Below are 24,297 nucleotides of genomic sequence, written 5' to 3' on the forward strand. Positions count from 1 at the left end.
ATTCCCTCCTCTTTAAACTATCCAAAACTAATAATAGCTTTTATTAAAAAAACTTGCAATGGATTGTATCATGATTTGATTGACGAAATTATGAAAAATATATTTAAAATGTTTAAATGCACAAGGTATAAAAACAACTTTCGCTAAGATATGGTAACTATATTGTTGAATAGTATCGTCCACTAAAGGTTTATACTAAGTTGTAGTATGACACATGTAAAAAAAGTTATACTACTTATCAGTGCATCAATGTGTATATAAAAGAAATGCTCTAGCAAAAACGCTTTTAGGAGGTACAATATGCAAACTGTAAGAGATGTCATGACAACGAACGTTGAATATTGCACTCCGTTAGACAATGTATACGAAGTGGCGGTCAAGATGAAAGACTTAAATGTTGGAGCGATTCCAATCTGTGAGGAAGATAAACTAATTGGGATGATTACTGACCGTGACTTAGTTATCAGAGGTTATGCAGAAAAACGTTCAGGCTCATACGAAGTAACGGGTGTAATGAGCTCTGATCTGATAACTGTTTCTCCTGATACATCACTTCAGGAAGCATCAGCGATTATGTCCGAACACCAGATCCGAAGGTTACCTGTAGTAGAAAATGGGATGTTAATAGGAATTGTCTCGTTAGGTGATCTTGCCGTAAACGAAATGTCAGATGATCGAGCAGGTCATGCTTTATCCGAGATATCAGAACCAGCGCATCCCGCTCATTAATAATCACTTATTGCACCCAAATATTTGGGTGCATTTTTATTGGTAAGTAGAAGTGGCACATCATTTCGAACGTTTAGTTGCACTTTAAGATTTGGTCAGTAGCAAAGGCTGATCATCTACAGAGAAAACCACCTGCACTCTTAAGGGTAGATAAATTTCAGACGGTTAAAATATAGTTGCCATGGCTAAAATGAATATAATGAAAAACTAGTAAACTCTACTAGTTTTTTCAATGTTTCATGGGTGTTTCAATGAATATTTTATGGTGGTTCATAATATAATGATAGAAATAGTATTTATAGAGGGAGTGGGAACATGAAAAAGATAAAATTAATTCTATTAGTACTATTAGGGGTCTCCTTTTTCTCACTTTATACACACGGGAAGTCGTTCATAAATGATCAGGAACGTAATCAAGAACATTTAATAGAGATAGTATCCAAAGAAGAACCAATTGAGTCAGTAGAAACATCCACCATAGCTTTGGAATCTATAAAAACAGATACTTATAAAAAGGGGTTACATAATCTAATAGGGGCCTCGGGTGATGATATCATCAAGGAATGGGGAAAACCTGATAGAATTGATCCTTCATCCTATGACTATGTGTGGTGGATTTATAAAACTCATGAAGCTTACATTCAAGTTGGTGTATTGGAGAATAAAGTTGTTTCATTATATACAATTGGTGAGGGAATCAATCTTGAGCCATTTTATATCGGACAATCTTATGATGAAATTGCTAAAGTGTTTCCTATTTCGAATTCGCACTCTTTACAGGTGGAAGATAATTCATATCGGTTTGAGTTAACAGAAGAAGAAATACGGGTAAGGCCGCTGTTTCAATTTGGGAATGTGTGGGCACAGTTGTATTTCGATCAATTTACAAACCAATTATCGAGTATTAGGTATCTAGATTCTAAAACTTTAATAAAACAAAGACCTTATGAACTCATTTATCGAGGTGAATTACTATCAGCAAGGGATATTAATCTTGAAGAGTGGAAAGCGATTGAAAAGGGAAGCTCCCAGCAAATTCTCGATATAACAAACGCAATTCGAAAGAGACATCAATTAAACCCTGTGGAGTGGCATGAGGAAACAGCCTCAGTTGCATTTCTTCATAGTAAAGACATGAAAGAGAATGATTACTTTGCCCATGACTCTCCTACAAAAGGAGGACTTGCTGATCGTCTGAATGGAGGTAATATAAAGTATCACCTAGCGGGTGAAAATATTGCTGCCAAATACGTTGATGGCATTGCAGCTGTTGAAGGATGGCTTAACAGTAAAGGACATCGTGAGACACTATTAAATGAAGAATTTACCCATTTAGGTGTTGGAGTATTCGAAAAGTATTATACGCAAAATTTTATAAGCACGTGGGAATGAAATAAAGAGGCGACATTCGCCTCTTGTTATTTTCCAGTTCCTCTGACAATTTGACTGTGTTCAAAGTAGTTTCTCACCATATAAAATAAAAACACAGGTAAATAGAAATTCTACCATTAGGAACGAGCGGTGTAGCGATTAAAAATAAAAGTATCCTTCTCCCAATATCCATAGCAGGTGATTTGTTCGCCTTCCTTAATAGTAGGAGGTATGCTATCTGAAGTGATCGGAATCCTTCTAATTGCTTTAAAGGATTGCTTGCTTCCTTTTAACACATAACGCTCAACGACTATTTTATAATCAAAGGCAAAACGCTCTATTTTAGAGAGGGACTGCTTCACCTCTCCAGCAATTACCGCTAATTCTTTAACCTCTGCAAGCCGAAGCCATTCCTCGTGTCGCTTTTTCCGATTTTCTATAGTCAAATGTAGAAAATAGAAAAAAATGAGAGGTATAACAATTGCTGTTACCAAAATCATTCACTCTTTCTTCTAGGTATGATAAAAAAGCTCGCAGTTGAATGAGCCATCAATTTGCCGTCATGCCGATAAACTTTTCCTTCACATACAAATGTCTTTTTTCCTCTATGGATTATAGATGCAACACATTTTATGTCTTCTCCAACTCCTGGTGCTACATAATTGATTTTCATCTCGGACGTCACAGCAGCCATGTCTTCGGGGAGTATTTTGTGAACTAATGTTCCCATTGCAGAATCTAATAAGGTTGCGGTTATTCCACCATGAACGATATTTAGTGCATTTTGGATAATGTAACTGTTAGGGATGGTCATCACTAATTGTTGTTCTTTTTCATCAAAAGAACTTGATGCTTTTAATAACCCACCTAAATAAGAGCCGTTTTCCTTACGTTGTTTTCGTAATAAACCATCTAATACTTGTGTAATGACTAGTTCTTCTTCTTCATTTGCATATTGTAAATACTCCATGACTTGTTCATGAATCTTACCTTTTACTTCTTCCATCTATACTAATCCTTTCTGTGACTCGGTGTGTTAATTCCCACTTATTTTATCATATTCACCTGATTCTGGTACAAAAATGGGCGAACCAACTTTCATAAACTATCTACACTATATAGTAGGCGGTCGCACCCGAACTGTATACTAAGAGGTGAAAATATGAGTAATAAAACATTACATCCTTCAATACAAAAGTTTAAAGTATTCGTAAAGGAACATCCTAAATTAAAAGATGAAGTCAGAAAAAACAAGAAAACTTGGCAGGAGTTATTTGAAGAATGGTACTTACTAGGAGAAGAAGATGAAGTGTGGCAGAAGTATAAAAGTGAAGGTGAAAAAACACAAAAGGGTAAAGGGGAAAGCGAAAAAACTGATTTTATGTCGACTATCGTTTCCGCTGTGAAAAATATGGATTTAGCCCAGATGCAACATCACATTTCAAATGTAGGAGATGCCATCTCAAATATCCAACAATTAATTAAACAATTTCAAGGTAGCAGTTACCAGTCAAACTCACCTTCATCTAATGAAGCTCCAAAGCCATTCTCATTCACAAAAGATTGAAGGTGGTGATTTGTTTGCGACAAGATATACGTTCATATATTAAAAATGATACCGAATTAACAAAGTATATTAGAGAACAGCCCTATTGGTACCGAAGATTGAGCCGTGATCCAGATCAATTAAACACATTTGTACTATCTTCAAGAGAGCATTACAGGAAAACAATTCCTCACAAAGTGCAGCAGTTTTCAGAGCAGCTACAAATGGCTTCAATGATGATTAATATGTTTCAAGTAATGAGAGAGAATGATTAGAAACGAGTGTTGGTTAGTAGCACTCGTTATTTATTTACATGTGTATAATACCCCTCTATTGTAAACACTAATCTTAAAAGGGGGGCATCTACATGAACATGAACTATGGTTATATTTTGTTTTTATTAGCAGTATTGACTGGTTGTAATACGGATGATCCGAATCCTCCGGAAGCTTTAGTTATACCGATGGAAATTGCTCATTACCATGAGGATGGAACAGTTGAAGCAAGTATTACAGGATCGAAGGATGTTACTGTTCGACATCACGTAAAAGGAAAAGATGTGTATGTGGAAGTTATTGTCCCTGGATTTACCTTTAGTTCACCAGAACAAAAAACAAAAAAGGACGGTCAAGGGTTTCTAAATCTATATTTAAACAATAAAAAAATTGATGAAATTCATCAAGCAGCTTTTATCGTAAAAGGTTTGCCAACAGGTAAACATACCTTAAAAGTAGAATTAGTCCATAACGACTCAAGTACTTATGGAATTGAACGAGAGATGGATGTGGAAATTCCTTAAGCAGAAGAATTGAGCCCATTCCTTAAGCTCTCAGGCTGTCGAGAAAGACTCGACAGCCATTTTTATTTTCAAACACAATATACAAAGGGGGGGGGATTGTGTGATACAGCATTTATTCTGGAAAAAGAGGAACTCGTCAACATTTTCGTGAGCGGGATTCTATTGGTTATTTCAATGTGGTTTGTTCCAAGATTGGCGTTTTCGACAAGCCTAGGCTCAATTGTATACTTCACCTACATTACAGGTATCAATTGTTTTTATAACATTTATTCATTCAGTCAGTATAAGGTAATGATTAACCTTAAAGAACATGGCGATAACCAAGTTCCAAATTTGAAAGTATGTAGGAACTAAAGTATAATAGTATACATTCTTCAAGCGATGGTTGAAGATGATTTACCAGTTATAATATGTATCATCATCTTGATGGAACATGTTAAAATGTAGATGGGAGGTGTCTGGATTGCTGGCAACTTTAGAAAGAATTGAATTAGTTGAAGAGGCTGAATTATTGGCCAAAATGATAATAAATTCAGAGATTGCAACACATTACCGAAATTGCTATCAAGCATTACAAGATAATACTGAAGCTCAAACGTTAATTAGGCAATTTATTAAAATAAAAGAACATTATGAAGAAGTTCAACGATTTGGGAAATACCATCCTAATTATTCGGAAATTATGAAAGAAACTAGAATACTTAAAAGAGAAGTAGATTTACACCCAGCAGTAGACGCTTTCAAAAAAGCTGAAAAGCAGCTTCAGGAATTATTAGACGAGATAAGCATATTAATCGGACGATCTGTATCAGAATATATAAAAGTGCCAACAGGAAATCCTTTCTTTGATTCAATGTCATGTGGTGGAGGATGTGGGTCAGGAGGAAGCTGTGGCTGTAAATAACCATACTTGTCGTATGGTTTTTTTAATAGTTTAGATAAGTTTATTTCCCTTTTCAGAAAAAAAGGATAACTTGGATTACAAAAAAGATAAAGGTGGAGCCTTACTTCTTTTTTAAACGGATACAATCTTCACATAGATTACCACAGCAAAACATCTTCTCTTGTGGTACAAAGAATCGATGACGATAAACAAACTGTTTGGCTTCTTTTCGAACAAAAACAGTTTCTGAATGGAGTCGTTTCCCCTTCATTGCATGAGCAGATGCTAGTCGAATGTGTTGTTCGATAAGTTCAATATCAATGGCATCATTTCTTGTTTCAATGAATAAGAAAGGGAGTCCACTAAATTTTCTCATTTCAGCTTTTTCAATATCTATATGTTGCTCTAATTCAAGAAGAAATGATGACCAGATTGAATTAAGATTCATGAGTATACACTCCATTTTTTTTCGCTCTATTGCTTGTATTTTATATTTCATGCTAGACTATACAATGAAAAGATGGAATTTAAAGGGGAAAATCGGATGTTAGAAAAACGTCAAGGCATTATTATTTGGCTCCAACATTTAAAGAACATTAAAAATCTTCGACGATTTGGAAATATTCATTACGTTTCAAAACGTTTAAAATATTGTGTGTTATATTGTGACATGAATGATACGGAGCAAATTATGAAAAAGATTCAAGTTTTACCTTTTGTGAAATCAGCCGAGCCTTCATATAAGCCTTTTATAAAAACTGAATATGAAAATTCAAGACCTGATAAAGCAAAAGAATATGATTATAAGATTGGTATATGAGATTAAAAATCTACCCTCCAAATTGGAGGGTACTATTTAATACATAGTTATAAACTTGGCAAAATATGATGAAGTCTAAGGATACCTAGTAAGTATTGATAATATAATTCTTTCTCTGAAAATGCAGAGGAAGGCTTTATTTCAAATGAAATTAGTTTCTTATTTACTTCCTCACTAAGTGATCGGAATAATTGGTACCTTTGGCTGTCAATTGGAATTCCCTCCCTACATATGTAAATGGGCATGAATTTACCTTCTTTCGCCGGCTGTAGAACAATGGCGATGGACACATATTTTTTTTCATTTATTGTGGTGTGCAAAGCAAGCATTTGTTTAATTCTATGTGGATTACTCTTACCTAACTCCATTAATTCATAAATATCCGAATAACCTTCTCCTAGCTCAATGAACCTTTGAATCACGTTATGATCATCCTTTCTCTAGTTTTACCCATTACTTTAACATTCCTGGCATAAAATGAGAAGTAAACATTAACCCCTATAGGTAACATCATGAATGTTAGGAGGAGTTATATGGTTTACGCCTTATTTTTACTTGTCATTGGATTATGGGTAACGTGGATCGAACAACTGATAAGGTAGAGATTGATAAGGACAAGGTAAGCAGGTTTATTGTAACTGGAATGATTGCGTCCTTATCAACTGAAGGAATAATGAATATGGCAGAAGAACAGGAATTAAGCGATACTATTTTATCGTACTTAGAAGGATATGTTTTAGGGAAAACTGAACTAGAATGGGCTTCTATTTGTTATACATCCAAATCTGATGAGATAAACCATGATTGTGACTACGATTTTATGATTTAGTTAAGGAGTATTAGAATGGCAAGATTTATTGTGATATTTGTTTTAATATTGGCTGCAGGAAGTGGTAGCCTTCTATATTATCAATGGAACTCCAAAAGCTCTGATAATCATACACAACTTCTTACTACTCACCCTATTCATTCTATTGTTTCACTTGTCCATTCTGAGAAAGAACTCACGATTGTTCAAAGGTTCAATGGATTAACACCATCTACTTATACCCTCAATATTCCAAACAAGATTGAAAGACTCCAATGCGATACCAAAGGCGATAACTCATGTGAAATAAATGGAACGACATTAACTTCACACACACCCGATATTACTTTAACTTACTCTATCCCTATTAAAGAAGAAGTGGATATTTGGTTACAGGGATTTTTTGTTACAGTATCTTCCAGTCAGCCGACTGAGTATGAACTTGAAGTAGTCGAAGCTGTGAATAAAGATTATCAGTGGGTAAGTGGCGGAGAATTTGTTGCGTACAGGGAAAGGGAATTGATTGACTATTATAAATGGAGATCAACAAATAAAGACCATTTATCATTATTTATGTCACCATTACCTTTAAATGAAAATAAAGTGGATAAAGATTTGATCATCTATTCTTCTAGTAACGTTCCATCGTGGACATGGATTAGAAAAATAACACCTGATCGATTAACAGTTGTTATTACAGATAGTAAGGAAACTTATTTTTCAAATCACCTGGTTGTATTACAGCAACATGCAGGTGATCTCCTTACACTAGAAGATCAGTTTGTGAAAGCGTATTTATTGACTCTTTTTCCTCCTGCCCAGGAAGAATTACGTCCTGTTTGGAGCACATTAGGATCCGTATTAGTAGGGAGAAAAATTCCAGAAGACAGAAGTAGACAAAACAGTGAAGCATTACTAGCACAATTATCGGAATCGGAGCTGGAATCCTTTTTCGAATATTTACAGCGAATGGGCAAAGAGTCTTATCATTTAGTTGATTTTGATGAAAGTCTTTCTTCTGTTCTAGGAGGATCAACTACTTTTTTCCAATCTATGTATGAAAGGCCAAATGAAACAATTCCGTTATTCTATAGCATTGATAAACAGATTGTTGTGAACAACCACTCCATTAATGTGAAGGCTATTTCCTATAATGGGGAAGCACAGTTTCCTTTTAAAGAAGTAATGGAAGCTCTAGGATATCGTGTTTCTGTCTTTTCTAATAATGAAACGATTATAGTCTATAAGGAACTAAATAGTTGGAGATTTTCCTTTAATCAAAACTATTTTATCTATAATGAAGAGAGCTATGGACTTCTAGCCACCCCATTAACAAATATCAATAACGTTGTTTATATTACTGAGAAATGGTTAGAAGAGATTTTTAAGGTGAGGGTAGTAGAACAAAAGACACATATCATGATAAGTAGTTAAAAAAAATCCCTGCAACAACTAAGCTGCAGGGTCCTTCTATTTCTCGATCAATTTCAAGATTAAGAAGGCAAAGGGAGAGGAGAAACCGGAGGAAGAACTTATGGGGAAACGTAAGTCTTCTCCGCGGTTGGCAACAACATCACGAAAAGGATGTTGTTACTACTAAGTATGACCAAATGACAAATGACTATACATTTGGATAACATATTATTTGGAAATGTTTTTTCTTTTTACCATTTGTGTTAGGATAAAAATGTTTATGAGTATTATAAAATGTTCCAAACTAAAGGTTGTGTTATAGATGATGAGAGTAATATCAGGTAAACGTAAAGGCCATCCTTTGAGAGCTGTTCCAGGTCAGAGCACAAGACCTACTACTGATAAGGTGAAAGAGTCTATTTTCAATATGATTGGCCCTTATTTTAATGAAGGTATTGGATTAGATTTATTTGGTGGTAGTGGAGGGCTTGGGATAGAAGCGTTAAGTCGGGGATTAGATAAGGTCATTTTTGTAGACCGGGATCATAAAGCGATTCAAACTATTCGATCAAATGTACAATCCGTACATTTCGAAGACCAAGTCGAAATTTATCGTAATGATGCAGAGAAGGCGATAAAAGCTTTATTAAAAAGAGACATTCAATTTGATATTATTTTCTTAGATCCTCCTTATAAGAACCAAAAATTGAAAGCGCTTATTTCTATACTTGACTCTAATCAGTTAATAAAAGAGGATGGAATGATTGTCGTTGAACATGCAGATGATGTTCAGTTGCCAGACCAAATTGGGAGGTTAGTAAAAAAACGTGAAGAGAGTTATGGCTTGACAGTTATTTCAATCTATCAGATAGCTGAGAATAGAATAAAGGAGAATGTATAATGAAAAACATAGCAGTTTGTCCCGGAAGCTTTGACCCTATTACTTATGGGCATCTAGATATTATTAAAAGAGGAGCAAGAGTGTTTGATCAAGTGAATGTGGTCGTGTTAAATAATTCTTCAAAAAATCCACTTTTTTCTGTTGAAGAGAGAATCGAGCTCATAAAAGAAGTGACGAAAGATATTCCGAACGTGGAGGTTGATTCATATCGTGGGCTTCTAATGGATTATGCAAAATTAAACAATGCTAGAGTTATATTAAGAGGGCTTAGAGCTGTTTCTGATTTTGAATATGAAATGCAAATAACTGCTATGAATCGTAAGTTAAATGAAGATATCGAGACATTTTTTATGATGACCAATAATCAGTATTCTTTTTTAAGTTCATCAATAGTAAAAGAAGTTGCTAAATATAATGGCAATCTCTCGGACATTGTACCTGAAACTGTGGAAAAGGCACTAGGCAGGAAATTTAATCAACATACATAACCCCCAATTCGGGGGTTATTCGTTTTTAACGATTTTTCTTGTCAGCAATAACACGTAAACAAGTAAAGCAAGAAGCGTAATGAGTGGGCCTATTTTTGCCATGGCGTTCCATAATTGTAGAAGGTTTGTCGATGATTTCTCAATAAAATTCATTACAGGAACTGCTTTTGATACACTTTCATTCGATTGGAAATGAACATAGAATGGCTCCCACAAAATATAAGCAAAACAACTTGCAAAAAAACCATGGAAAATGCGCGCAATAAAAAAAGGTTTGAATCGTATATCTGTTTCAGAAAGAATACTTGCAACCTGTGCTTGAACAGAAAATCCACAAAACGCTAAAATGAAGCTTGTAATAACAACTTTGTGAGCTAAATCGACGTTTGTAGTTTCACTAGTCATTTGGCTACCTAGTGTTATTTCAAATAGTCCAGAAATTAATGGGACACTTAGTTCACTTGGTAGTGATAATACGGATAATAGAAAGGATATGAAATACCCTAAGATGTCTGTGATATGTACTAGTGTTAATAGCCTATTAAGGACAGAAAATAGAATAATGAATCCTCCAATCATTAACAACGTTTGAATGGACGACATAACCGCGTCTCCTAGTAGCTTCCCTAAAGGACGTTTATCATTTAAACGAGTATGATGTAATGCGTAAAATGCATTTTTGAATGATAATTTACTGTTCTTTTCACTAGAACGCTCACCCTTATTTTGCTTAGGTGCTCCATGAAATCGCATTAGCAAACCTACACATATATTCCCAAAGTAATGGGCAAGTGCAAGAACAATCCCAATTTTTGGATTATGGAAAAAGCCAACCGCTACTGCACCAAAAATAAATAATGGGTTCGAAGAGTTTGTAAACGACACGAGTCTTTCCGCTTCAATGGCCGTCAGCTGCTTTTCTTGTCTAAGCCTAGCTGTAAGCTTTGCCCCTGCAGGAAAACCTGAAGCCATTCCCATAGCCCAAACAAAGCCACCCACACCTGGAACTCTAAAAAGGGGTCGCATGATTGGCTCAAGGAGAACACCAATGAAATTTACAACACCAAAACCAATTAACATTTCAGAAACGATGAAGAAGGGTAAGAGTGATGGAAATACAACTTCCCACCACATTTCTAATCCTCTTATTGATGCATCAAATGATTCCTGTGGAAATGATATAAGTGCTCCTGCCATTAAAGTAACAAAAGATGCTAGAATAAGGGTCTTAAGTTTGGGTGATATCAATGTGACTGCCTCCTGGCTATCAAAATAGTGAGTATTGAATCCGCCTCAGGTGAGAGAGCTTGGAATCAGTTGTCCAAATTATTATCTTTACAATATACGTGTATAGGGGGGACAATTAGACCATAAGATTATGTAAGAATGGAAAATAGAGTGGGAGGTGACGTATGTCACAACCAAAAATAGGGCTAGCGCTTGGATCGGGAGGGGCGCGTGGCTTTGCACACTTAGGTGTTATCAAAGTATTACGGGATCATCATATTCCAATAGATTTTATTGCAGGAAGTAGTATGGGTGCCTTAGTTGCTAGTTTTTTTGCAGCAGGTCAAGATATTGATAGGCTTTATAAATTTGCAATTGCGTTTAAACGGAAATTTTACTTAGATTTTACCGTTCCTAAAATGGGATTTATCGCTGGAAACAGAGTTAAGGAACTTGTTCGAGTCTTTACACACGGAAAAAATATTGAAGATCTACAAATTCCAATATCTATTGTTGCAACGGATTTAATTAAAGGTGAAAAAGTGATTTTTAAAGAAGGATCTATTGCCGATGCAGTGAGAGCGAGTATTTCTATCCCAGGCATTTTTGTTCCAGAAAAGGTGAATGGTAGGCTTTTAGTTGACGGTGGAGTAATTGATAGAGTACCTGTTTCTGTTGTACGGGAGATGGGGGCAGACATTGTAATAGCTGTTGATGTATCTCATGTGAAGATAAATGAAGATATTACATCTATTTTTGATGTAATCCTACAAAGTATCGATATCATGCAAGACGAACTTGTGAAAAATCGCGAAATTGCATCTGATGTGATGATACGACCACATGTTGAGAATTTTAGTTCAAGAGCGTTTACCAATATTGAGGAAATTATTAAAATAGGGGAGGAGGAAGCAGAGCTACTTCTTCCAAATATAGTAAATGTTATTGATGAGTGGAAGGGGAAAAAAGGTGAGCAAGCATAAAACACGTATATGGATTATCATTTTAATCATTGTATTTTTAACGTTAAATTATATCAAACTTCCGTATTATCTAAATCTTCCCGGTGATGCTTATGACTTAAAAAAAATTGTTGAGGTTCGTGATGGTGATCATGCATCTGGCGCGTTTATGATGACAACGGTAGGAGTTAGCCGTTCTAAGATAAATATTTTTGCTTATGTTTGGTCGTTTGTAGCTCCATATCATGAATTAATACCGGCTGAAAATATGAGAAGACAGGGAGAATCTGATAAAGAGTATTATTATAGACAAATACATATGATGGATATGTCTCAAAATGTAGCGGTAGCACTTGCTTACGAGAAGGCAAATAAACAAGTAAATTATTTGTATAATGGTGTGTATGTCATGAGCCTTATTAAAGGAATGGATGCTGCAAATAAACTTAAGATCGGCGACCGGATTTTTAAGGTGGATGGAAAGTCGATGAAACAATCAGAGGAATTTATTAAATATGTGGCGGATTTGTTGCCTGGAGATACAGTCACGCTCACGCTAGAACGTGATGGGGACATCCTTGAGAAAGAGATTACCTTGAATGTCTTTCCAGGAGAACCAGAAAAACATGGCGTAGGAATTTCACTTGTCACCGATCGTAAATTGGACGTAGAACCAGAAATTCTTATTGATACGAATAAAGTTGGTGGACCTTCAGCGGGATTGATGTTTTCACTTGAAATTTATAATCAACTTACAGAAGGTGACTTAACAAAGGGATATAAGATTGCAGGAACTGGGACGATAAATTATGAAGGAATAGTTGGCCCGATTGGGGGTATCTCTCAAAAAATTGTAGCGGCTGATCGTGCAGGAGCAAAGTATTTTCTTGCTCCAAATGAAAATGGGGTGCCAAACTCCAATTACCGCGATGCATTACAAACAGTTAGGGATATCAATAGTGATATGGAAGTGATACCAGTGGATACATTTGAAGACGCACTGACATTTTTAAATAGTTTAAATAATTAAAAGGGAAGAACAATTTGTTCTTCCTATTTTAGTTGAATAGGTGGAGTCGAATATTCTAATTTTAAAAAATCAGTTCTAATTGGCTCAGCAAACCCCATTGCATATGTGTTTGCTGCACGAATATCCAGCTGTAACATTTCGTCTAATGAATTAGATAATTTTGAAATAATGGGAAGTGAAAAGTCTTTTTTATATTTTTGTAAGTATGAACGGCCATTTTCAGTCATGCCAAGTAGGCGTATGTATGTCGCTTTCTTGTTATGAGTTAATTTCAGCATTTTTTGCTTAGATGTGTTCGTTAAAATATGTACACATACTCGCTGTAAGCGCGTCCATGTATAACGTTTTGTTTTTATTTTTGTCATAAAATGATGAAAGCTTGAAGCGTCTTTTATGTAAGCTAGTAGTCGATGTTCAAGTCCTTCTTCAACTTCATAAATAGACCTTAACTCATCTGGAGTTGAAGTGAGTAGTTTATATTTAAGTAAAGGAAAGTAATTTTCCCAAGAATGCAGACTGTGATATTGTTTGTTGTAGCATACTAATTGTGAATAAGAATGATCAGGAACGAAGTGCTGGACATCTTCGAAATGACCATTATCTGAAAAAATGGCTTTTCGAATACTTGTTGCACTGGCAATAGGAGATGAATTAAACTCTTCATCATGATAATTGGCCATTGTTCGCTTAATTGTAACTGGTTTTATTGATGCCTGTTGATCGAGTATTGCCTTTACATAATGATAGCCTAGGATGTTATTTGGCCTACTTAGGTCAACTTTAGTCTTACTATGTAAAGATTCAAATGCAAGCGAAGAAGATTTGGGAAAACTATTTCCTTGCCGCACGTAGTGCTGAAGCAATCCATTCAACTCATCCTTATTCTTTTCTAGAATATCTGCTGTTTCGATAAAACCTTCAATATTTCCAGATTCACTCCCAAAACACACATTATGAACTTTTAACGCTTCTAATATAGAAATGGCTCCATTTGCAAAATACTCGGCCTTTTGAGTTGAAAATGCGTATGGTAGTTCAACAACAAGATCTACACCATTTAATAAAGCCATTTTCGTACGATTCCATTTAGAGACTAATGCAGGTTCACCACGTTGAAGAAAATAACCACTCATAACTGCAATCAAAATATCATGCTGACATACTTTTTTGGTTTGCTCTAGATGATAGAGATGACCATTATGAAAAGGGTTATACTCAACAATGACACCAGAAGCTTTCAAGGTTTGTCCCTCCTTTTAGTTGAACAGGTGTAAAATAGGATTTAGATTGGCATATTAAAAGAAAACATGTTAAAGTAAGTTCTAAAAGAAATTTCATATTTTATTCTCTTTCCATCTAGTATAGTGTAAAGAAAAAATATTGACAATTATTCCATACAAAGCTATAATTACCTTTGTTGCCTTGAGGTGATCAATATGAAATGGCATGTACATCAGTTAAAGAAATTTCAACATAAACCACTTATTCTTGATGAAGTGGTGGATTTAAGCGAACTGAAAAAGAGAAATCATGAAATTCGGGATATATTATCAGTACATGTAACTGGTAAAGTTGACGTAAGTAATGATCGAGCCACTTTTCATTTGCATTTAACAGGCACACTTGTGTTGCCTTGTTCTAGAACGTTAGTGGATGTCAAGTTGCCTTTTGATATCACTACAACAGAACACTTTTTATTACAACCTGCTCTTTATGAGGGGGATGAAGATTTCCATGAACCCGAAGGAGAAGTCATTGACTTACTACCTGTAATAGAGGAAAATATTCTATTGGAGATTCCAATGCAAATATTTGCTGAGAATCCCGATAAAGAAGAAAGTGCTCCTCAATCCGGGAAAGATTGGCAAGTTATTTCAGAACTTGATAACCAAGAAAAAGTTGATCCTCGATTAGCTGGGTTAGCAAAGTATTTTGACAAAAAATGATGAATGTTATGCTTTTAAGGAGGTGGGAAGAATGGCTGTACCTTTTAGAAGAACTTCTAAAACTGCAAAGAGAAAGCGCCGTACACATTTCAAATTAGAAATTCCTGGCATGGTGGCTTGCCCTAACTGTGGTGAAATGAAATTATCACACCGTGTATGTAAAGAATGTGGAACATACAAAGGGAAAGAAATCGTAAACAAATAATGAACATCCAAGACCGTACTTATGAAGTACGGTCTTTTTATAAGTTTAAGAAAATATAAAGTTTATACAATGTTACTCCTAAATCCAGCTCCAGCGCCCAGCCAAGATGAAATGGCGACAATCTTTGTCATTTCATCCCACTCGAGGACAAACCTGTCATGAATAACAGGGAAAACCACCCTATTTTCAAGACAGAACATTTGATCTTCCTTTGGCTAAGCGGGGCGCACCGAGCCTTTTGTTATTCACACTATTTTGGAAGGGGATTATTCTTTGAGTAAAGTGCTGATTGAACGAACAGAGAAAGATATCATCTTATTCACGATTAATAGACCTGAAGTGAGAAATGCGATTGATTATGATGTGATGAAAGAGCTAGAAAAAACTATAGAGACTATTCAACAAGACCCTAATATAAAGGCTTTTGTCATTACAGGAAGCGGGAAAGACGCTTTTTGTTCAGGAGGAGATTTATCAATTTTCCATAAATTATATACAGAAGAGGAAGCCTTTAAGATGCTCTCAAGAATGGGAGGGATTTTATATAAGTTGCTAACATTGAAATGTCCAACGGTTGCTTTAATAAATGGATATGCAATAGGAGGAGGATGTGAGTTAGCGACTGCTTGTGATTACAGAATCGCTAGAAATGGAGTAAAAGTGGGTTTTGTTCAAGGTAAATTAGCGATTACGACAGGATGGGGCGGCGGCACAATGTTAGTCGAGAAGCTCTTACATCATCAAGCTTACAGGATGTTATTCTCAGCTAATACATATTCGGCACTAGAAGCAAAGGAAATAGGATTTATTCATGAGATACTATCAGATGAAAAATGGATGTATGAGGGCATGACTTTTACTGAAAAAATGATTGATAATTGTTCTGCTTCTGTATTATCAGCATATAAAGAGATTGCCATAACAAAATGGAAAAATTTTAATGTGTTGGAGAGAATGTTAGAAGAAGTTTCAAAATGCTCCTCTCTTTGGGCAAAAGAAGAACATCACGCTGCTGTTAAGGCATTTATTGAAAAAAGTAAGTGATAAAACATTAAAAAAAGTGAAATTTCATTTTCGAGTATAGCATTCTTATGTCTATCTTTTCTACTAGGTGCATATGTATGAAATAAAAAAGTGCTAGGAGGGAAAGATATGACGACAATTCGCCAAGATGCATGGACCCAAGATGAAGATTTATTATTAGCAGAGGTTGTCCTTAGATACATTCGTGAAGGTGGAACACAACTTTCTGCCTTTGAAGAAGTAGGACGAAAGTTATCTAGAACGTCCGCAGCGTGTGGTTTTCGATGGAATTCATATGTAAGAAAACAGTATAAACAAGGAATAGAATTAGCTAAAAAACAAAGAAAAGAATTAAAAAAGGAAGGCTCCTTTTCAAAATTAGCCAATCGAGAAATTTCTTTATCACAAGAACAAAATGGTGAACAACAAGGTGTAACTCTTACTTTATCTGATGTAATAGAGTATTTAAAAACCTATGAACAAACTGAAGATGAACAGGTAACATTAAAAGAGCAAAATGAACGTTTAAAAGCGAGGTTAGCTTCCCTCGAGGAGGAGAATAATAGACTGCAGAAAGAAAATAAAGAAGTTGAAAAACAACTAAGTGTTGTAAAAGAAGATTATAAGGCTCTCATTGGCATCATGGACAGAGCAAGGAAGATGATGATGCTACAGGATGAGGGAGGTCCTAATCAAGTGAAATTCCAAATGGAACGAAATGGTAATTTGGAAAGAATTGAGAAATAGGAAGCAAATGAAAAAGCTGAACTTACTGTTCAGCTTTTTCCCTGCCTATAAAGTACAAACACAAAAAGTTCTAATGTGATTGGCGTTTTAATTATGATCTTACTTGTTCTTTTACTCCTTCTGGGTACCACACAAGCGGGTTTTCACCTAAATCACGTTCCATATCATACGTCACAGGTTGGAATCCCATTTTACTCCAAAATTCTTGAGATTTTACACGTGGGTTTGTTTTTATCGGTAATTGAAACTCCTTTGCAAAATCCACAAGCGCCTTCCCAAACCCTTTTTGTTGATAATCTGATAAGACTTCAAGCTTCCAAAGCTCCAAATAATCCTGTCTGGGTTCGAAATATTTATCAAACTCCTTATCAAAACGATAAAGACTCATTCTTGCGACAAGCTTCTCGCCATAGTATATTCCGTAAAAAGGTGATTCACTATCGTTTTCCATAATATTTGCTTGAAGATCCTCTAGCATAGAAAGCTCTTGAAGACCATATTCCTTAAACCTTTTAAATTCCTCTAGCGTTTTATAGTTAATACGAAGCCTTTCTACTTTAAATGATGTCATCTAAACTCCCCCTAAGAACTTCTATAATTAAGAAATACTTACTATCTTTGATGTGGAATAAGAACGTATTACTAAGCCCTTTCCTACATTATAATATAAAAAAACGAAAAATTCTGCAAAAAAATCCGAAAGCGTTTACAATTAAAGAAGGAATTTTTATATAAACAAAGAATTTATAAAGGTAGGACTTTTTTAGGTATTAGAAATGGTACCTGTATAATAGCCTCCTAATAGTCCTATTCATATGTTAGTTGCAAACTTGACAGAGAGGAGCTTGCTACTTGAAGAAAATATTAATAGCAAACAGAGGAGAAATTGCCCTTAGAATTATTAGAACTTGCCAAAGACTAGGTATTGAAACAGTTGCTGTTTATTCAGAGGCCGATTCCCAGTTGCCATATGTGAGAGAAGCAACCACAAGTTATTGCATCGGTGAACCTCCTGTTCAAAAGTCTTATCTAAATGCAGATCTAATTCTAGATATTGCGGTAAAAGAAAAAGTAGACGGTATTCATCCAGGCTATGGATTTTTATCTGAAAATAGCATGTTTGCTAAGCAAGTCGAAGAAAAAGGAATAAAGTTCATTGGTCCTAGTTCCAACATCATATCACGTATGGGAGATAAAGTAGTAGCCCGTCAAACCATGAAAGAGGCTGGTGTACCAGTTGTACCTGGGAGTGATGGGGGATTAGGTAGCTTAGATGAAGTATGTGAAATAGCTAAGCTTATTGGATATCCAGTTATGCTCAAAGCAAGTGCTGGTGGTGGCGGAATCGGCATGCAACGATGTGATGATGAAGAATCATTGAAAAAGGCCTATCAGTCAACAAAAGGGAGAGCCAAAGCTTATTTTGGAAATGACGATGTATTTATAGAAAAGTTTATACCTAATGCACGTCATATAGAAATACAAATTTTTGGTGATTCTCATGGAAACATCGTACATATGTTTGAAAGAGATTGTTCAATCCAAAGACGGAATCAAAAAGTAATTGAAGAGTCCCCAAGTCCCTTTCTATCGGATTCAAAACGTCTTGATATGTGTCAAGCGGCAATCCTAGCTGCCAAAACAGTAGATTATGTGAATGCGGGCACAATAGAATTTGTTGTAGACGAAAAGGAGAATTTTTATTTCCTTGAAATGAATACAAGATTACAAGTTGAACATCCTGTAACGGAAATGATTACTGGACTTGACTTAGTAGAATGGCAAATACGAGTGGCAAAGGGTGAGACCTTACCTTTATCCCAAGAATCAATTCAGCAACAAGGGCATTCAATTGAATTTCGAATCTATGCTGAAGACCCTAATACATATATGCCTTCACCAGGGATAATTGAAAGGTTCTCCTATGAAGAACAAAAGGGAGTCCGAATTGATTTAGGGTATGTTGGAGGCTCAACAGTTACCCCATTTTATGACCCGATGATAGCAAAGGTAATCGTGCACGGTGATGATAGACAAGAGGCAATAAATCTAGCCACTAACTATTTTCAACATTTATTTTTAGAAGGGATTAAGCATAATGGACCATTATTCCAAGAAATCATAAGTAATGATTCATTTGTGGCCGGCAAGTATACAACCGCCTTTCTAGTGAAACATAAAGCATAAAAGATAAATCAAATACAACTGGAGGAATTTTCAATGAAAGAAATTACAGCTTCAATGGCAGGTACGGTGTTTAACATTTTAATTGAGCAAGGACAGAGCATTACGGATGGACAAGAAATCCTCATTTTGGAGTCTATGAAAATGGAAATCCCTGTTCAGAGTACATCTACAGGAGAAGTAGCTGAAATTAAAGTGAATATCGGTGATTTTGTGAATGAAGGAGATGTATTGATCGTATTAAAGTAAGCTAGCAAAGGAGAGGAAGATACAATGATTAAGACTGAGCAGCTAGAAACACAATTGGTTGAGAAGCGTAAAGAAATAGAAGCTGGAGGAGCACCAAAATATCATGAGAAACTAGCAGAACAGAATAAATTATTTGTTCGAGAAAGGCTGCAGTTGCTTTTTGATAATGGTGAATATACAGAAGATGGTATGTTTGCCAATAATATGGCAGATCAGCTACCTGCAGATGGGGTTGTAACAGCTATTGGGAAAATAAAAGGTAGAACTGTCTGTGTAATGGCAAACGATTCAACAGTTAAGGCTGGATCTTGGGGCTCAAGAACGGTTGAGAAAATTATCCGAATACAAGAGACAGCTGAGAAATTAAGAGTTCCTATGCTGTATTTAGTTGACTCTGCAGGTGCTAGAATTACGGATCAACTAGATATGTTCCCTAATAGACGTGGAGCAGGGAAAATATTTTACAATCAAGTTAAGTTATCAGGGATGATTCCACAAGTATGTTTATTATTTGGTCCCTCTGCAGCAGGCGGGGCCTATATACCGGCATTTTGTGACATTGTGATAATGGTCGATAAAAATGCTTCGATGTATTTGGGTTCACCGCGCATGGCTGAAAAGGTGATAGGTGAAAAAGTAACTCTTGAAGAAATGGGCGGTGCACGTATGCACTGTTCTGTGAGTGGCTGTGGAGATGTTCTGGCAGTAAATGAAGAAGAAGCGATCGCGATGGCTCGTGATTACCTAGAATATTTTCCGACAAACTTTAAAGAGAAGCCAAATGTAACCGAACCAATAAAACCAAAGGAAGGAAGAAATCTAACTGAGATTATTCCTGAGAATCAAAATGCACCATTTGATATGTACGAGTGTATTGATGCACTAATTGATAATGGAAGCTTTTTTGAAATTAAAAAGCTGTTTGCACCAGAAATTATTACCGGGCTTGCAAGAATTGATGGAAAACCGGTGGGTATTATTGCAAATCAGCCGAAAGTTAAAGGTGGAGTATTGTTTGTTGATTCTGCTGATAAGGCAGCTAAATTCATCACTCTTTGTGATGCATTCCATATTCCTTTACTCTTCCTTGCTGACGTTCCTGGATTTATGATTGGGACGAAGGTGGAGCGAGCGGGGATTATTAGACACGGGGCAAAATTAATTGCAGCAATGAGTTCTGCAACAGTCCCGAAAATATCTGTTATCGTAAGAAAAGCATATGGTGCAGGTTTATATGCTATGGCAGGTCCAGCGTTTGAACCAGATTGCTGCATAGCCTTGCCAACAGCTCAAATTGCAGTGATGGGTCCTGAGGCAGCTGTAAATGCAGTTTATTCAAATAAAATAAACGAAATACAAGATCCAAAAGAGCGGTTAGCTTTTGTCCAGGAGAAGCAACGTGAATATAAAGAATCGATTGATATTTATAAGCTTGCTTCAGAAATGATTATTGACGATATTGTAGCGGCTTCAGAACTACGTGATGTATTAATCAATCGATTTGAGCTTTACTCAACAAAAGAAATGATCTTTGGCGACCGCAAGCATCCAGTATACCCAGTATAAAAATCAAAAAAAGTGCCCATGATCAAATGATTATGGGCATTTTTACATGACTGTTACATACAAAAATATTCCTTTTTCTGATAGAATACTAGTAATAAACGTATTGGAGAGATACAAATGAACGTTGGAATAGTCGGTGGTGGGTCAATAGGACTGCTTTTTTGTGCTTATCTTTATGAGAAATGTGATAATCTTACGTTATATACAAGGACAATAGAGCAGGCAGATATGATCATGCAAAATGGACTTATCATGAAACGTGGCAATCTGAGTAATCATTATCCCATTCAATCTTGTAGTATTAAGGAAGGGGTAAAACAACACAACTTAGTTATTATTGCTGTGAAACAATATCACCTTGATCAAATCGAGGACATCATTCATTCCATTCCGATACAAACACCACTCATGTTTTTACAAAATGGGATGTCTCACCTTCCGTTGTTAAATAGACTGCCCCATGACCATATTTATTTAGGAATTGTTGAACATGGATCTCAAAGGATTGATCTTCATTCGGTCATGCATACTGGTAAGGGTCTCATAAAAATAAGCCACTATAAAGGAGATGAAAAAAATTTAGAAAGAATAACGAATCAGTTCTCTTCATCAAATTTTCCAATTGTTATCCAGAGAGACTGGCATGAAATGCTCCAATCAAAATTAGTGGTCAATGCGATGATCAACCCCCTAAGTGCCATTTTCAGGGTTGAAAATGGACAACTTATTGAAAATCCCCATTTTTATAAAACTCTTGAGTTACTATATCAAGAAATTATTAGGATTTTATCCCCAAAACAGCCATTAGTTTGGTGGAAATCAGTTATCGATATATGCCAAAAAACATCATCAAATCGATCTTCTATGTTAAGAGATATCGAGAATAAAAGGCAAACTGAGGTTGAGGGAATATTAGGATATCTATTACATCAATCCAAGTTAAAAAATGTGGATTCGCCATTGATTCATTTTTTATATACTGCAATAAAAGGATTAGAACAATAAAGGAGAGGACTCTTATGATATCCTTTTTCTCAAGTATTATTGCCATTCTTATAACTGTGCCGCTTATTGGTTTCATATTATTTTTTATTGTGCTACGAACGCTATTATCCAATAAAAAAAAGGCCTTTCAGTATTCAATTGATATCACTACACTACTATTAATGATCTCTGTGTACTATTTAGGTTTTGTTATTTTTAATATATCTCTTCTCTCCTCTATCATGATAATCGTCTTACTCATCGCCATTATCTTTCTATTTCTTCAACGTAAAATAAATGAAGAAATTCATTTTTCTAAGGTCTTAAAAGGAGTCTGGAGAAGTACTTTCTTACTTTTTTTTCTCATTCATATATGCTTACTAATTTATGGTCTTTCAGTTCGGATTTGGGAGATCTAAGATATATAGATGGAACCATTTATGTTAAGGAGCGTAGAAGGGGAAACTGTGAGGACAGACTTAAAAAACGAGTAATAACTGAACATTAATTTTCCATTTCAAATTTATCAAAGGTTACTTTTGTTTAGGCAGTATTTTTTTCTTTTTTTTTAACCAGTGCTATACTCAATGGGAGAATCATTTTCCATATCCAGAGAGGAAGGGCTTTCATGGAGATTCAAGATCAATCATTAGTGCTTTCTAATAAACTAACCTCCGACTACATATATAACGAACTTAACCTTCACGATTTTTTTCATTACTCTCCTTTTGAAATAGGGGATTATGAAAATAGAATGAAGGAATTGTCAGATTTACAATTTCCAAGAGAAGAACTGGTTCGGCACCTTATTTCATATAATCAAAAATTTAACCCGGATTCTAATACATTGACTAATATAAACAAGTTACTTCATCCAAAAAGTGCGGTTGTGATCGGTGGTCAGCAAGCTGGCTTATTAACGGGTCCCCTTTATACAATATATAAAATCATTACGATATTACAGCAAGCGCAAGAGTTAGAAGGAAAGCTTAATATACCCATCGTTCCTGTTTTTTGGATTGCTGGTGAGGATCATGACTTTGACGAAGTCAATCATATTTATTCATCATCACAAGAGCAGTTATCCAAAATCACAATTTCTCATAAGCATTTAGTTAAGAATTCGTTAAGTCATATTGAAGTAGACAAACGGGTTTGTGAATCTTGGTTAGATGAAGTATTTACAACATTTGGTGAGACTATTTTCACGAAGGAATTAATTAAGAGTGTAAAGGATTGCTTACATAAGTCTTTGACATATGTAGACTTCTTTGGACATCTGATTCATCTTCTGTTTAACAACTCTGGAATTGTCTTAATTGACTCTGGAAATCCTTCATTGAGAAAGGTAGAGCATAACTTTCTACAGGAGATGGTGCTCAAGAATGAGCAAATTGATCGGTCGTTAAAAAATCAACAGCAATTCATTGAAAAAATGGGATACAAAACAATCATTCAGACTGATCATGACTCAGCTCATTTGTTCTATCATTTAGATGGTAAGCGAGTTTTACTTGAAAGATCCCAAACTGGTGATAATATTTATTTTCGAGGGAAAAATAATGAATGTATCTTTTCAAAAGATGAGTTACTTCATAAGCTTGAACACGAACCAGAACGATTTAGTAATAACGTTGTCACAAGACCAGTAATGCAAGATTTTTTATTCCCGACTATCTCTTTCATCGCTGGACCAGGAGAAGTTGCTTATTGGGCTGAAGTGAAAGAGGTGTTTGAGGTATTCTCAAGAAAAATGCCACCTGTTTTTCCGCGATTAATGGCAACTCTCGTAGAAAGATCAATCGTGGGCGATCTGCATGATATCGGGATATCCATTGAACAAGTGATGAAACAAGGAGTTACGCAAGAGAGAAATCAGTATATTAGCAGTTTGGAGAATGTTGAAATTAAAAGAGAAGTATCTTTGATTAGGGAGACTCTTGAAAAACATTATGCATCCTTAAAATCTATTTCAGAACACATTCATGCAAGTATGAATCAAATTGTCATAAAGAATGAGCAAATCCATTATAAACAATTAGACTTCTTAGAGCATGAGTTCTTGAAACAATCTAAACAAAGAGAAGAGTATACAATTAGAAAGTACGACCGTGTCCAAAATGCATTACTTCCTAAAAATCAGCCACAGGAAAGACTTTGGAACATTTTTTATTTTATGAACAAATATGGTCCAGATTTTGTAGCACGGCTTTTGCTGTCAACTGGGTCTAATCAACCTTTTACACACAAAATTATTTATATTTAAATAGACAAAACAGCCTAAATAAAAAAAAGGCTGTTTTTTTATTGGGGATTTTGGTGAAATATTTACATTTAGCGAGAATATTCACGATGAAAATTTTCTGAAAAACGAAATAACCTATTGCAGGATAATCAAATATAAGCGAAAATAGTA

At 35.4% G+C, this 24,297-nt stretch carries 30 protein-coding genes; 23 read left to right on the top strand and 7 right to left on the bottom strand.

The window, feature by feature from the left end; all coding sequences use genetic code 11:
- The first annotated feature begins 300 nt into the window (after positions 1 to 300).
- Both ACFSCX_RS03825 and ACFSCX_RS03830 read left to right on the top strand, forming a co-directional pair.
- Complete coding sequence (locus ACFSCX_RS03825; protein WP_377926790.1) at positions 301 to 729, top strand: CBS domain-containing protein; 429 nt, start codon at positions 301 to 303, stop codon at positions 727 to 729.
- A gap of 315 nt (positions 730 to 1,044) precedes the next feature.
- On the top strand, positions 1,045 to 2,121 hold the full coding sequence (locus ACFSCX_RS03830; RefSeq protein WP_377926791.1) for a CAP domain-containing protein: 1,077 nt from the start codon (positions 1,045 to 1,047) through the stop codon (positions 2,119 to 2,121).
- A gap of 116 nt (positions 2,122 to 2,237) precedes the next feature.
- Here ACFSCX_RS03830 and ACFSCX_RS03835 read toward each other — a convergent pair whose 3' ends face one another.
- Positions 2,238 to 2,600 (bottom strand): hypothetical protein, encoded by a 363-nt coding sequence (locus tag ACFSCX_RS03835; RefSeq protein WP_377926792.1) that lies wholly within the window; start codon positions 2,598 to 2,600, stop codon positions 2,238 to 2,240.
- Entirely contained in the window at positions 2,597 to 3,106 is a 510-nt protein-coding gene (locus tag ACFSCX_RS03840) for a PaaI family thioesterase (RefSeq protein WP_377926793.1), read from the bottom strand. Before ACFSCX_RS03840 ends, ACFSCX_RS03835 begins: the two co-directional genes overlap by 4 nt.
- A gap of 156 nt (positions 3,107 to 3,262) precedes the next feature.
- Here ACFSCX_RS03840 and ylbD point away from each other — a divergent pair, with 156 nt between their 5' ends.
- The 4 genes from ylbD (at position 3,263) to ACFSCX_RS03860 (ending at position 5,349) form a co-directional block, all read left to right on the top strand.
- Positions 3,263 to 3,667, top strand: a complete 405-nt coding sequence (ylbD, locus tag ACFSCX_RS03845; RefSeq protein ID WP_377926794.1) for a YlbD family protein — start codon at positions 3,263 to 3,265, stop codon at positions 3,665 to 3,667.
- Between the two features lie 14 nt (positions 3,668 to 3,681).
- Positions 3,682 to 3,921, top strand: a complete 240-nt coding sequence (locus ACFSCX_RS03850) for a YlbE-like family protein (RefSeq protein WP_377926795.1) — start codon at positions 3,682 to 3,684, stop codon at positions 3,919 to 3,921.
- Between the two features lie 92 nt (positions 3,922 to 4,013).
- A complete protein-coding gene (locus ACFSCX_RS03855) occupies positions 4,014 to 4,445 on the top strand; it encodes a hypothetical protein (protein ID WP_377926796.1) in 432 nt (143 codons plus the stop codon).
- A 433-nt stretch (positions 4,446 to 4,878) separates the two neighbouring features.
- Entirely contained in the window at positions 4,879 to 5,349 is a 471-nt protein-coding gene (locus ACFSCX_RS03860; RefSeq protein WP_377926797.1) for a YlbF/YmcA family competence regulator, read from the top strand.
- 100 nt (positions 5,350 to 5,449) lie between these two features.
- Here the strand turns inward: ACFSCX_RS03860 and ACFSCX_RS03865 are convergent, their stop codons facing one another.
- Positions 5,450 to 5,776: a hypothetical protein gene (locus ACFSCX_RS03865; protein ID WP_377926798.1), complete on the bottom strand. Its 327-nt coding sequence runs from the start codon at positions 5,774 to 5,776 to the stop codon at positions 5,450 to 5,452.
- Positions 5,777 to 5,872: 96 nt separating this feature from the next.
- Between ACFSCX_RS03865 and ACFSCX_RS03870 the strand changes: the two genes are divergently transcribed.
- Positions 5,873 to 6,148, top strand: a complete 276-nt coding sequence (locus tag ACFSCX_RS03870) for a YlbG family protein (protein ID WP_377926799.1) — start codon at positions 5,873 to 5,875, stop codon at positions 6,146 to 6,148.
- A 47-nt stretch (positions 6,149 to 6,195) separates the two neighbouring features.
- Here ACFSCX_RS03870 and ACFSCX_RS03875 read toward each other — a convergent pair whose 3' ends face one another.
- Positions 6,196 to 6,570, bottom strand: coding sequence for a DUF7147 family protein (locus tag ACFSCX_RS03875; protein WP_377926800.1), 375 nt, complete (start codon positions 6,568 to 6,570; stop codon positions 6,196 to 6,198).
- A gap of 155 nt (positions 6,571 to 6,725) precedes the next feature.
- On the opposite strand from ACFSCX_RS03875, the gene ACFSCX_RS03880 reads away from it, so the two are divergent.
- From ACFSCX_RS03880 to coaD, 4 genes are all read left to right on the top strand, one after another.
- Complete coding sequence (locus ACFSCX_RS03880; RefSeq protein ID WP_377926801.1) at positions 6,726 to 6,977, top strand: hypothetical protein; 252 nt, start codon at positions 6,726 to 6,728, stop codon at positions 6,975 to 6,977.
- Between the two features lie 15 nt (positions 6,978 to 6,992).
- Positions 6,993 to 8,390 (top strand): stalk domain-containing protein, encoded by a 1,398-nt coding sequence (locus ACFSCX_RS03885; protein ID WP_377926802.1) that lies wholly within the window; start codon positions 6,993 to 6,995, stop codon positions 8,388 to 8,390.
- Between the two features lie 304 nt (positions 8,391 to 8,694).
- A complete protein-coding gene (gene rsmD, locus ACFSCX_RS03890) occupies positions 8,695 to 9,270 on the top strand; it encodes a 16S rRNA (guanine(966)-N(2))-methyltransferase RsmD (RefSeq protein WP_377927066.1) in 576 nt (191 codons plus the stop codon).
- Positions 9,270 to 9,758, top strand: coding sequence for a pantetheine-phosphate adenylyltransferase (gene coaD / locus ACFSCX_RS03895; RefSeq protein ID WP_377926803.1), 489 nt, complete (start codon positions 9,270 to 9,272; stop codon positions 9,756 to 9,758). Before rsmD ends, coaD begins: the two co-directional genes overlap by 1 nt.
- A 15-nt stretch (positions 9,759 to 9,773) precedes the next feature.
- Here coaD and ylbJ read toward each other — a convergent pair whose 3' ends face one another.
- A complete protein-coding gene (gene ylbJ, locus ACFSCX_RS03900) occupies positions 9,774 to 11,006 on the bottom strand; it encodes a sporulation integral membrane protein YlbJ (protein ID WP_377926804.1) in 1,233 nt (410 codons plus the stop codon).
- Positions 11,007 to 11,170: 164 nt separating this feature from the next.
- On the opposite strand from ylbJ, the gene ACFSCX_RS03905 reads away from it, so the two are divergent.
- Together ACFSCX_RS03905 and ACFSCX_RS03910 are read left to right on the top strand one after the other, a co-directional pair.
- Positions 11,171 to 11,968 carry a patatin-like phospholipase family protein gene (locus ACFSCX_RS03905; RefSeq protein ID WP_377926805.1) on the top strand — a complete coding sequence of 266 codons (798 nt, stop codon included), beginning with the start codon at positions 11,171 to 11,173 and terminating at the stop codon, positions 11,966 to 11,968.
- Entirely contained in the window at positions 11,955 to 12,977 is a 1,023-nt protein-coding gene (locus tag ACFSCX_RS03910) for a SepM family pheromone-processing serine protease (protein ID WP_377926806.1), read from the top strand. The genes ACFSCX_RS03905 and ACFSCX_RS03910 overlap by 14 nt, the downstream gene beginning before the upstream one ends.
- Positions 12,978 to 13,000: 23 nt before the next feature.
- Here the strand turns inward: ACFSCX_RS03910 and ACFSCX_RS03915 are convergent, their stop codons facing one another.
- On the bottom strand, positions 13,001 to 14,218 hold the full coding sequence (locus ACFSCX_RS03915; protein WP_377926807.1) for a nucleotidyltransferase: 1,218 nt from the start codon (positions 14,216 to 14,218) through the stop codon (positions 13,001 to 13,003).
- Positions 14,219 to 14,413: 195 nt separating this feature from the next.
- On the opposite strand from ACFSCX_RS03915, the gene ACFSCX_RS03920 reads away from it, so the two are divergent.
- From ACFSCX_RS03920 to ACFSCX_RS03935, 4 genes are all read left to right on the top strand, one after another.
- Complete coding sequence (locus ACFSCX_RS03920; protein ID WP_377926808.1) at positions 14,414 to 14,923, top strand: YceD family protein; 510 nt, start codon at positions 14,414 to 14,416, stop codon at positions 14,921 to 14,923.
- A gap of 31 nt (positions 14,924 to 14,954) precedes the next feature.
- Entirely contained in the window at positions 14,955 to 15,128 is a 174-nt protein-coding gene (gene rpmF, locus ACFSCX_RS03925; protein ID WP_377926809.1) for a 50S ribosomal protein L32, read from the top strand.
- Between the two features lie 282 nt (positions 15,129 to 15,410).
- Positions 15,411 to 16,172: an enoyl-CoA hydratase/isomerase family protein gene (locus ACFSCX_RS03930; protein ID WP_377927068.1), complete on the top strand. Its 762-nt coding sequence runs from the start codon at positions 15,411 to 15,413 to the stop codon at positions 16,170 to 16,172.
- Between the two features lie 108 nt (positions 16,173 to 16,280).
- Positions 16,281 to 16,898: an RsfA family transcriptional regulator gene (locus ACFSCX_RS03935; RefSeq protein ID WP_377926810.1), complete on the top strand. Its 618-nt coding sequence runs from the start codon at positions 16,281 to 16,283 to the stop codon at positions 16,896 to 16,898.
- A 91-nt stretch (positions 16,899 to 16,989) separates the two neighbouring features.
- On the opposite strand, the gene ACFSCX_RS03940 is transcribed toward ACFSCX_RS03935, so the two are convergent.
- Positions 16,990 to 17,469, bottom strand: coding sequence for an N-acetyltransferase (locus ACFSCX_RS03940; protein WP_377926811.1), 480 nt, complete (start codon positions 17,467 to 17,469; stop codon positions 16,990 to 16,992).
- 281 nt (positions 17,470 to 17,750) lie between these two features.
- Between ACFSCX_RS03940 and ACFSCX_RS03945 the strand changes: the two genes are divergently transcribed.
- The 6 genes from ACFSCX_RS03945 (at position 17,751) to bshC (ending at position 24,147) form a co-directional block, all read left to right on the top strand.
- The gene (locus ACFSCX_RS03945) at positions 17,751 to 19,085 is read left to right on the top strand and encodes an acetyl-CoA carboxylase biotin carboxylase subunit (protein ID WP_377926812.1); all 1,335 of its coding nucleotides are present in this window, start codon (positions 17,751 to 17,753) and stop codon (positions 19,083 to 19,085) included.
- Positions 19,086 to 19,118: 33 nt separating this feature from the next.
- Complete coding sequence (locus ACFSCX_RS03950; RefSeq protein WP_377926813.1) at positions 19,119 to 19,331, top strand: acetyl-CoA carboxylase biotin carboxyl carrier protein subunit; 213 nt, start codon at positions 19,119 to 19,121, stop codon at positions 19,329 to 19,331.
- A gap of 24 nt (positions 19,332 to 19,355) precedes the next feature.
- Positions 19,356 to 20,897, top strand: coding sequence for an acyl-CoA carboxylase subunit beta (locus tag ACFSCX_RS03955; RefSeq protein WP_377926814.1), 1,542 nt, complete (start codon positions 19,356 to 19,358; stop codon positions 20,895 to 20,897).
- 117 nt (positions 20,898 to 21,014) lie between these two features.
- Complete coding sequence (locus ACFSCX_RS03960) at positions 21,015 to 21,902, top strand: 2-dehydropantoate 2-reductase (RefSeq protein ID WP_377926815.1); 888 nt, start codon at positions 21,015 to 21,017, stop codon at positions 21,900 to 21,902.
- 14 nt (positions 21,903 to 21,916) lie between these two features.
- Positions 21,917 to 22,300, top strand: coding sequence for a DUF3397 domain-containing protein (locus tag ACFSCX_RS03965; RefSeq protein ID WP_377926816.1), 384 nt, complete (start codon positions 21,917 to 21,919; stop codon positions 22,298 to 22,300).
- Positions 22,301 to 22,509: 209 nt separating this feature from the next.
- A complete protein-coding gene (gene bshC, locus ACFSCX_RS03970; RefSeq protein WP_377926817.1) occupies positions 22,510 to 24,147 on the top strand; it encodes a bacillithiol biosynthesis cysteine-adding enzyme BshC in 1,638 nt (545 codons plus the stop codon).
- The last annotated feature ends 150 nt before the right edge of the window (positions 24,148 to 24,297 follow it).

The sequence above is a fragment of the Bacillus salitolerans genome (assembly GCF_042680805.1).
Classification (GTDB): domain Bacteria; phylum Bacillota; class Bacilli; order Bacillales; family SA4; genus Bacillus_CJ; species Bacillus_CJ salitolerans.

Coding starts and splice junctions, on each gene's coding strand:
- ACFSCX_RS03825 (WP_377926790.1), top strand. CDS start 301: ATGCAAACTGTAAGAGATGTCATGACAACGAACGTTGAATATTGCACT.
- ACFSCX_RS03830 (WP_377926791.1), top strand. CDS start 1,045: ATGAAAAAGATAAAATTAATTCTATTAGTACTATTAGGGGTCTCCTTT.
- ACFSCX_RS03835 (WP_377926792.1), bottom strand. CDS start 2,600: ATGATTTTGGTAACAGCAATTGTTATACCTCTCATTTTTTTCTATTTT.
- ACFSCX_RS03840 (WP_377926793.1), bottom strand. CDS start 3,106: ATGGAAGAAGTAAAAGGTAAGATTCATGAACAAGTCATGGAGTATTTA.
- ylbD (WP_377926794.1), top strand. CDS start 3,263: ATGAGTAATAAAACATTACATCCTTCAATACAAAAGTTTAAAGTATTC.
- ACFSCX_RS03855 (WP_377926796.1), top strand. CDS start 4,014: ATGAACATGAACTATGGTTATATTTTGTTTTTATTAGCAGTATTGACT.
- ACFSCX_RS03860 (WP_377926797.1), top strand. CDS start 4,879: ATGTTAAAATGTAGATGGGAGGTGTCTGGATTGCTGGCAACTTTAGAA.
- ACFSCX_RS03865 (WP_377926798.1), bottom strand. CDS start 5,776: ATGAATCTTAATTCAATCTGGTCATCATTTCTTCTTGAATTAGAGCAA.
- ACFSCX_RS03870 (WP_377926799.1), top strand. CDS start 5,873: ATGTTAGAAAAACGTCAAGGCATTATTATTTGGCTCCAACATTTAAAG.
- ACFSCX_RS03885 (WP_377926802.1), top strand. CDS start 6,993: ATGGCAAGATTTATTGTGATATTTGTTTTAATATTGGCTGCAGGAAGT.
- rsmD (WP_377927066.1), top strand. CDS start 8,695: ATGAGAGTAATATCAGGTAAACGTAAAGGCCATCCTTTGAGAGCTGTT.
- coaD (WP_377926803.1), top strand. CDS start 9,270: ATGAAAAACATAGCAGTTTGTCCCGGAAGCTTTGACCCTATTACTTAT.
- ACFSCX_RS03905 (WP_377926805.1), top strand. CDS start 11,171: ATGTCACAACCAAAAATAGGGCTAGCGCTTGGATCGGGAGGGGCGCGT.
- ACFSCX_RS03920 (WP_377926808.1), top strand. CDS start 14,414: ATGAAATGGCATGTACATCAGTTAAAGAAATTTCAACATAAACCACTT.
- rpmF (WP_377926809.1), top strand. CDS start 14,955: ATGGCTGTACCTTTTAGAAGAACTTCTAAAACTGCAAAGAGAAAGCGC.
- ACFSCX_RS03935 (WP_377926810.1), top strand. CDS start 16,281: ATGACGACAATTCGCCAAGATGCATGGACCCAAGATGAAGATTTATTA.
- ACFSCX_RS03940 (WP_377926811.1), bottom strand. CDS start 17,469: ATGACATCATTTAAAGTAGAAAGGCTTCGTATTAACTATAAAACGCTA.
- ACFSCX_RS03950 (WP_377926813.1), top strand. CDS start 19,119: ATGAAAGAAATTACAGCTTCAATGGCAGGTACGGTGTTTAACATTTTA.
- ACFSCX_RS03955 (WP_377926814.1), top strand. CDS start 19,356: ATGATTAAGACTGAGCAGCTAGAAACACAATTGGTTGAGAAGCGTAAA.
- ACFSCX_RS03960 (WP_377926815.1), top strand. CDS start 21,015: ATGAACGTTGGAATAGTCGGTGGTGGGTCAATAGGACTGCTTTTTTGT.
- ACFSCX_RS03965 (WP_377926816.1), top strand. CDS start 21,917: ATGATATCCTTTTTCTCAAGTATTATTGCCATTCTTATAACTGTGCCG.
- bshC (WP_377926817.1), top strand. CDS start 22,510: ATGGAGATTCAAGATCAATCATTAGTGCTTTCTAATAAACTAACCTCC.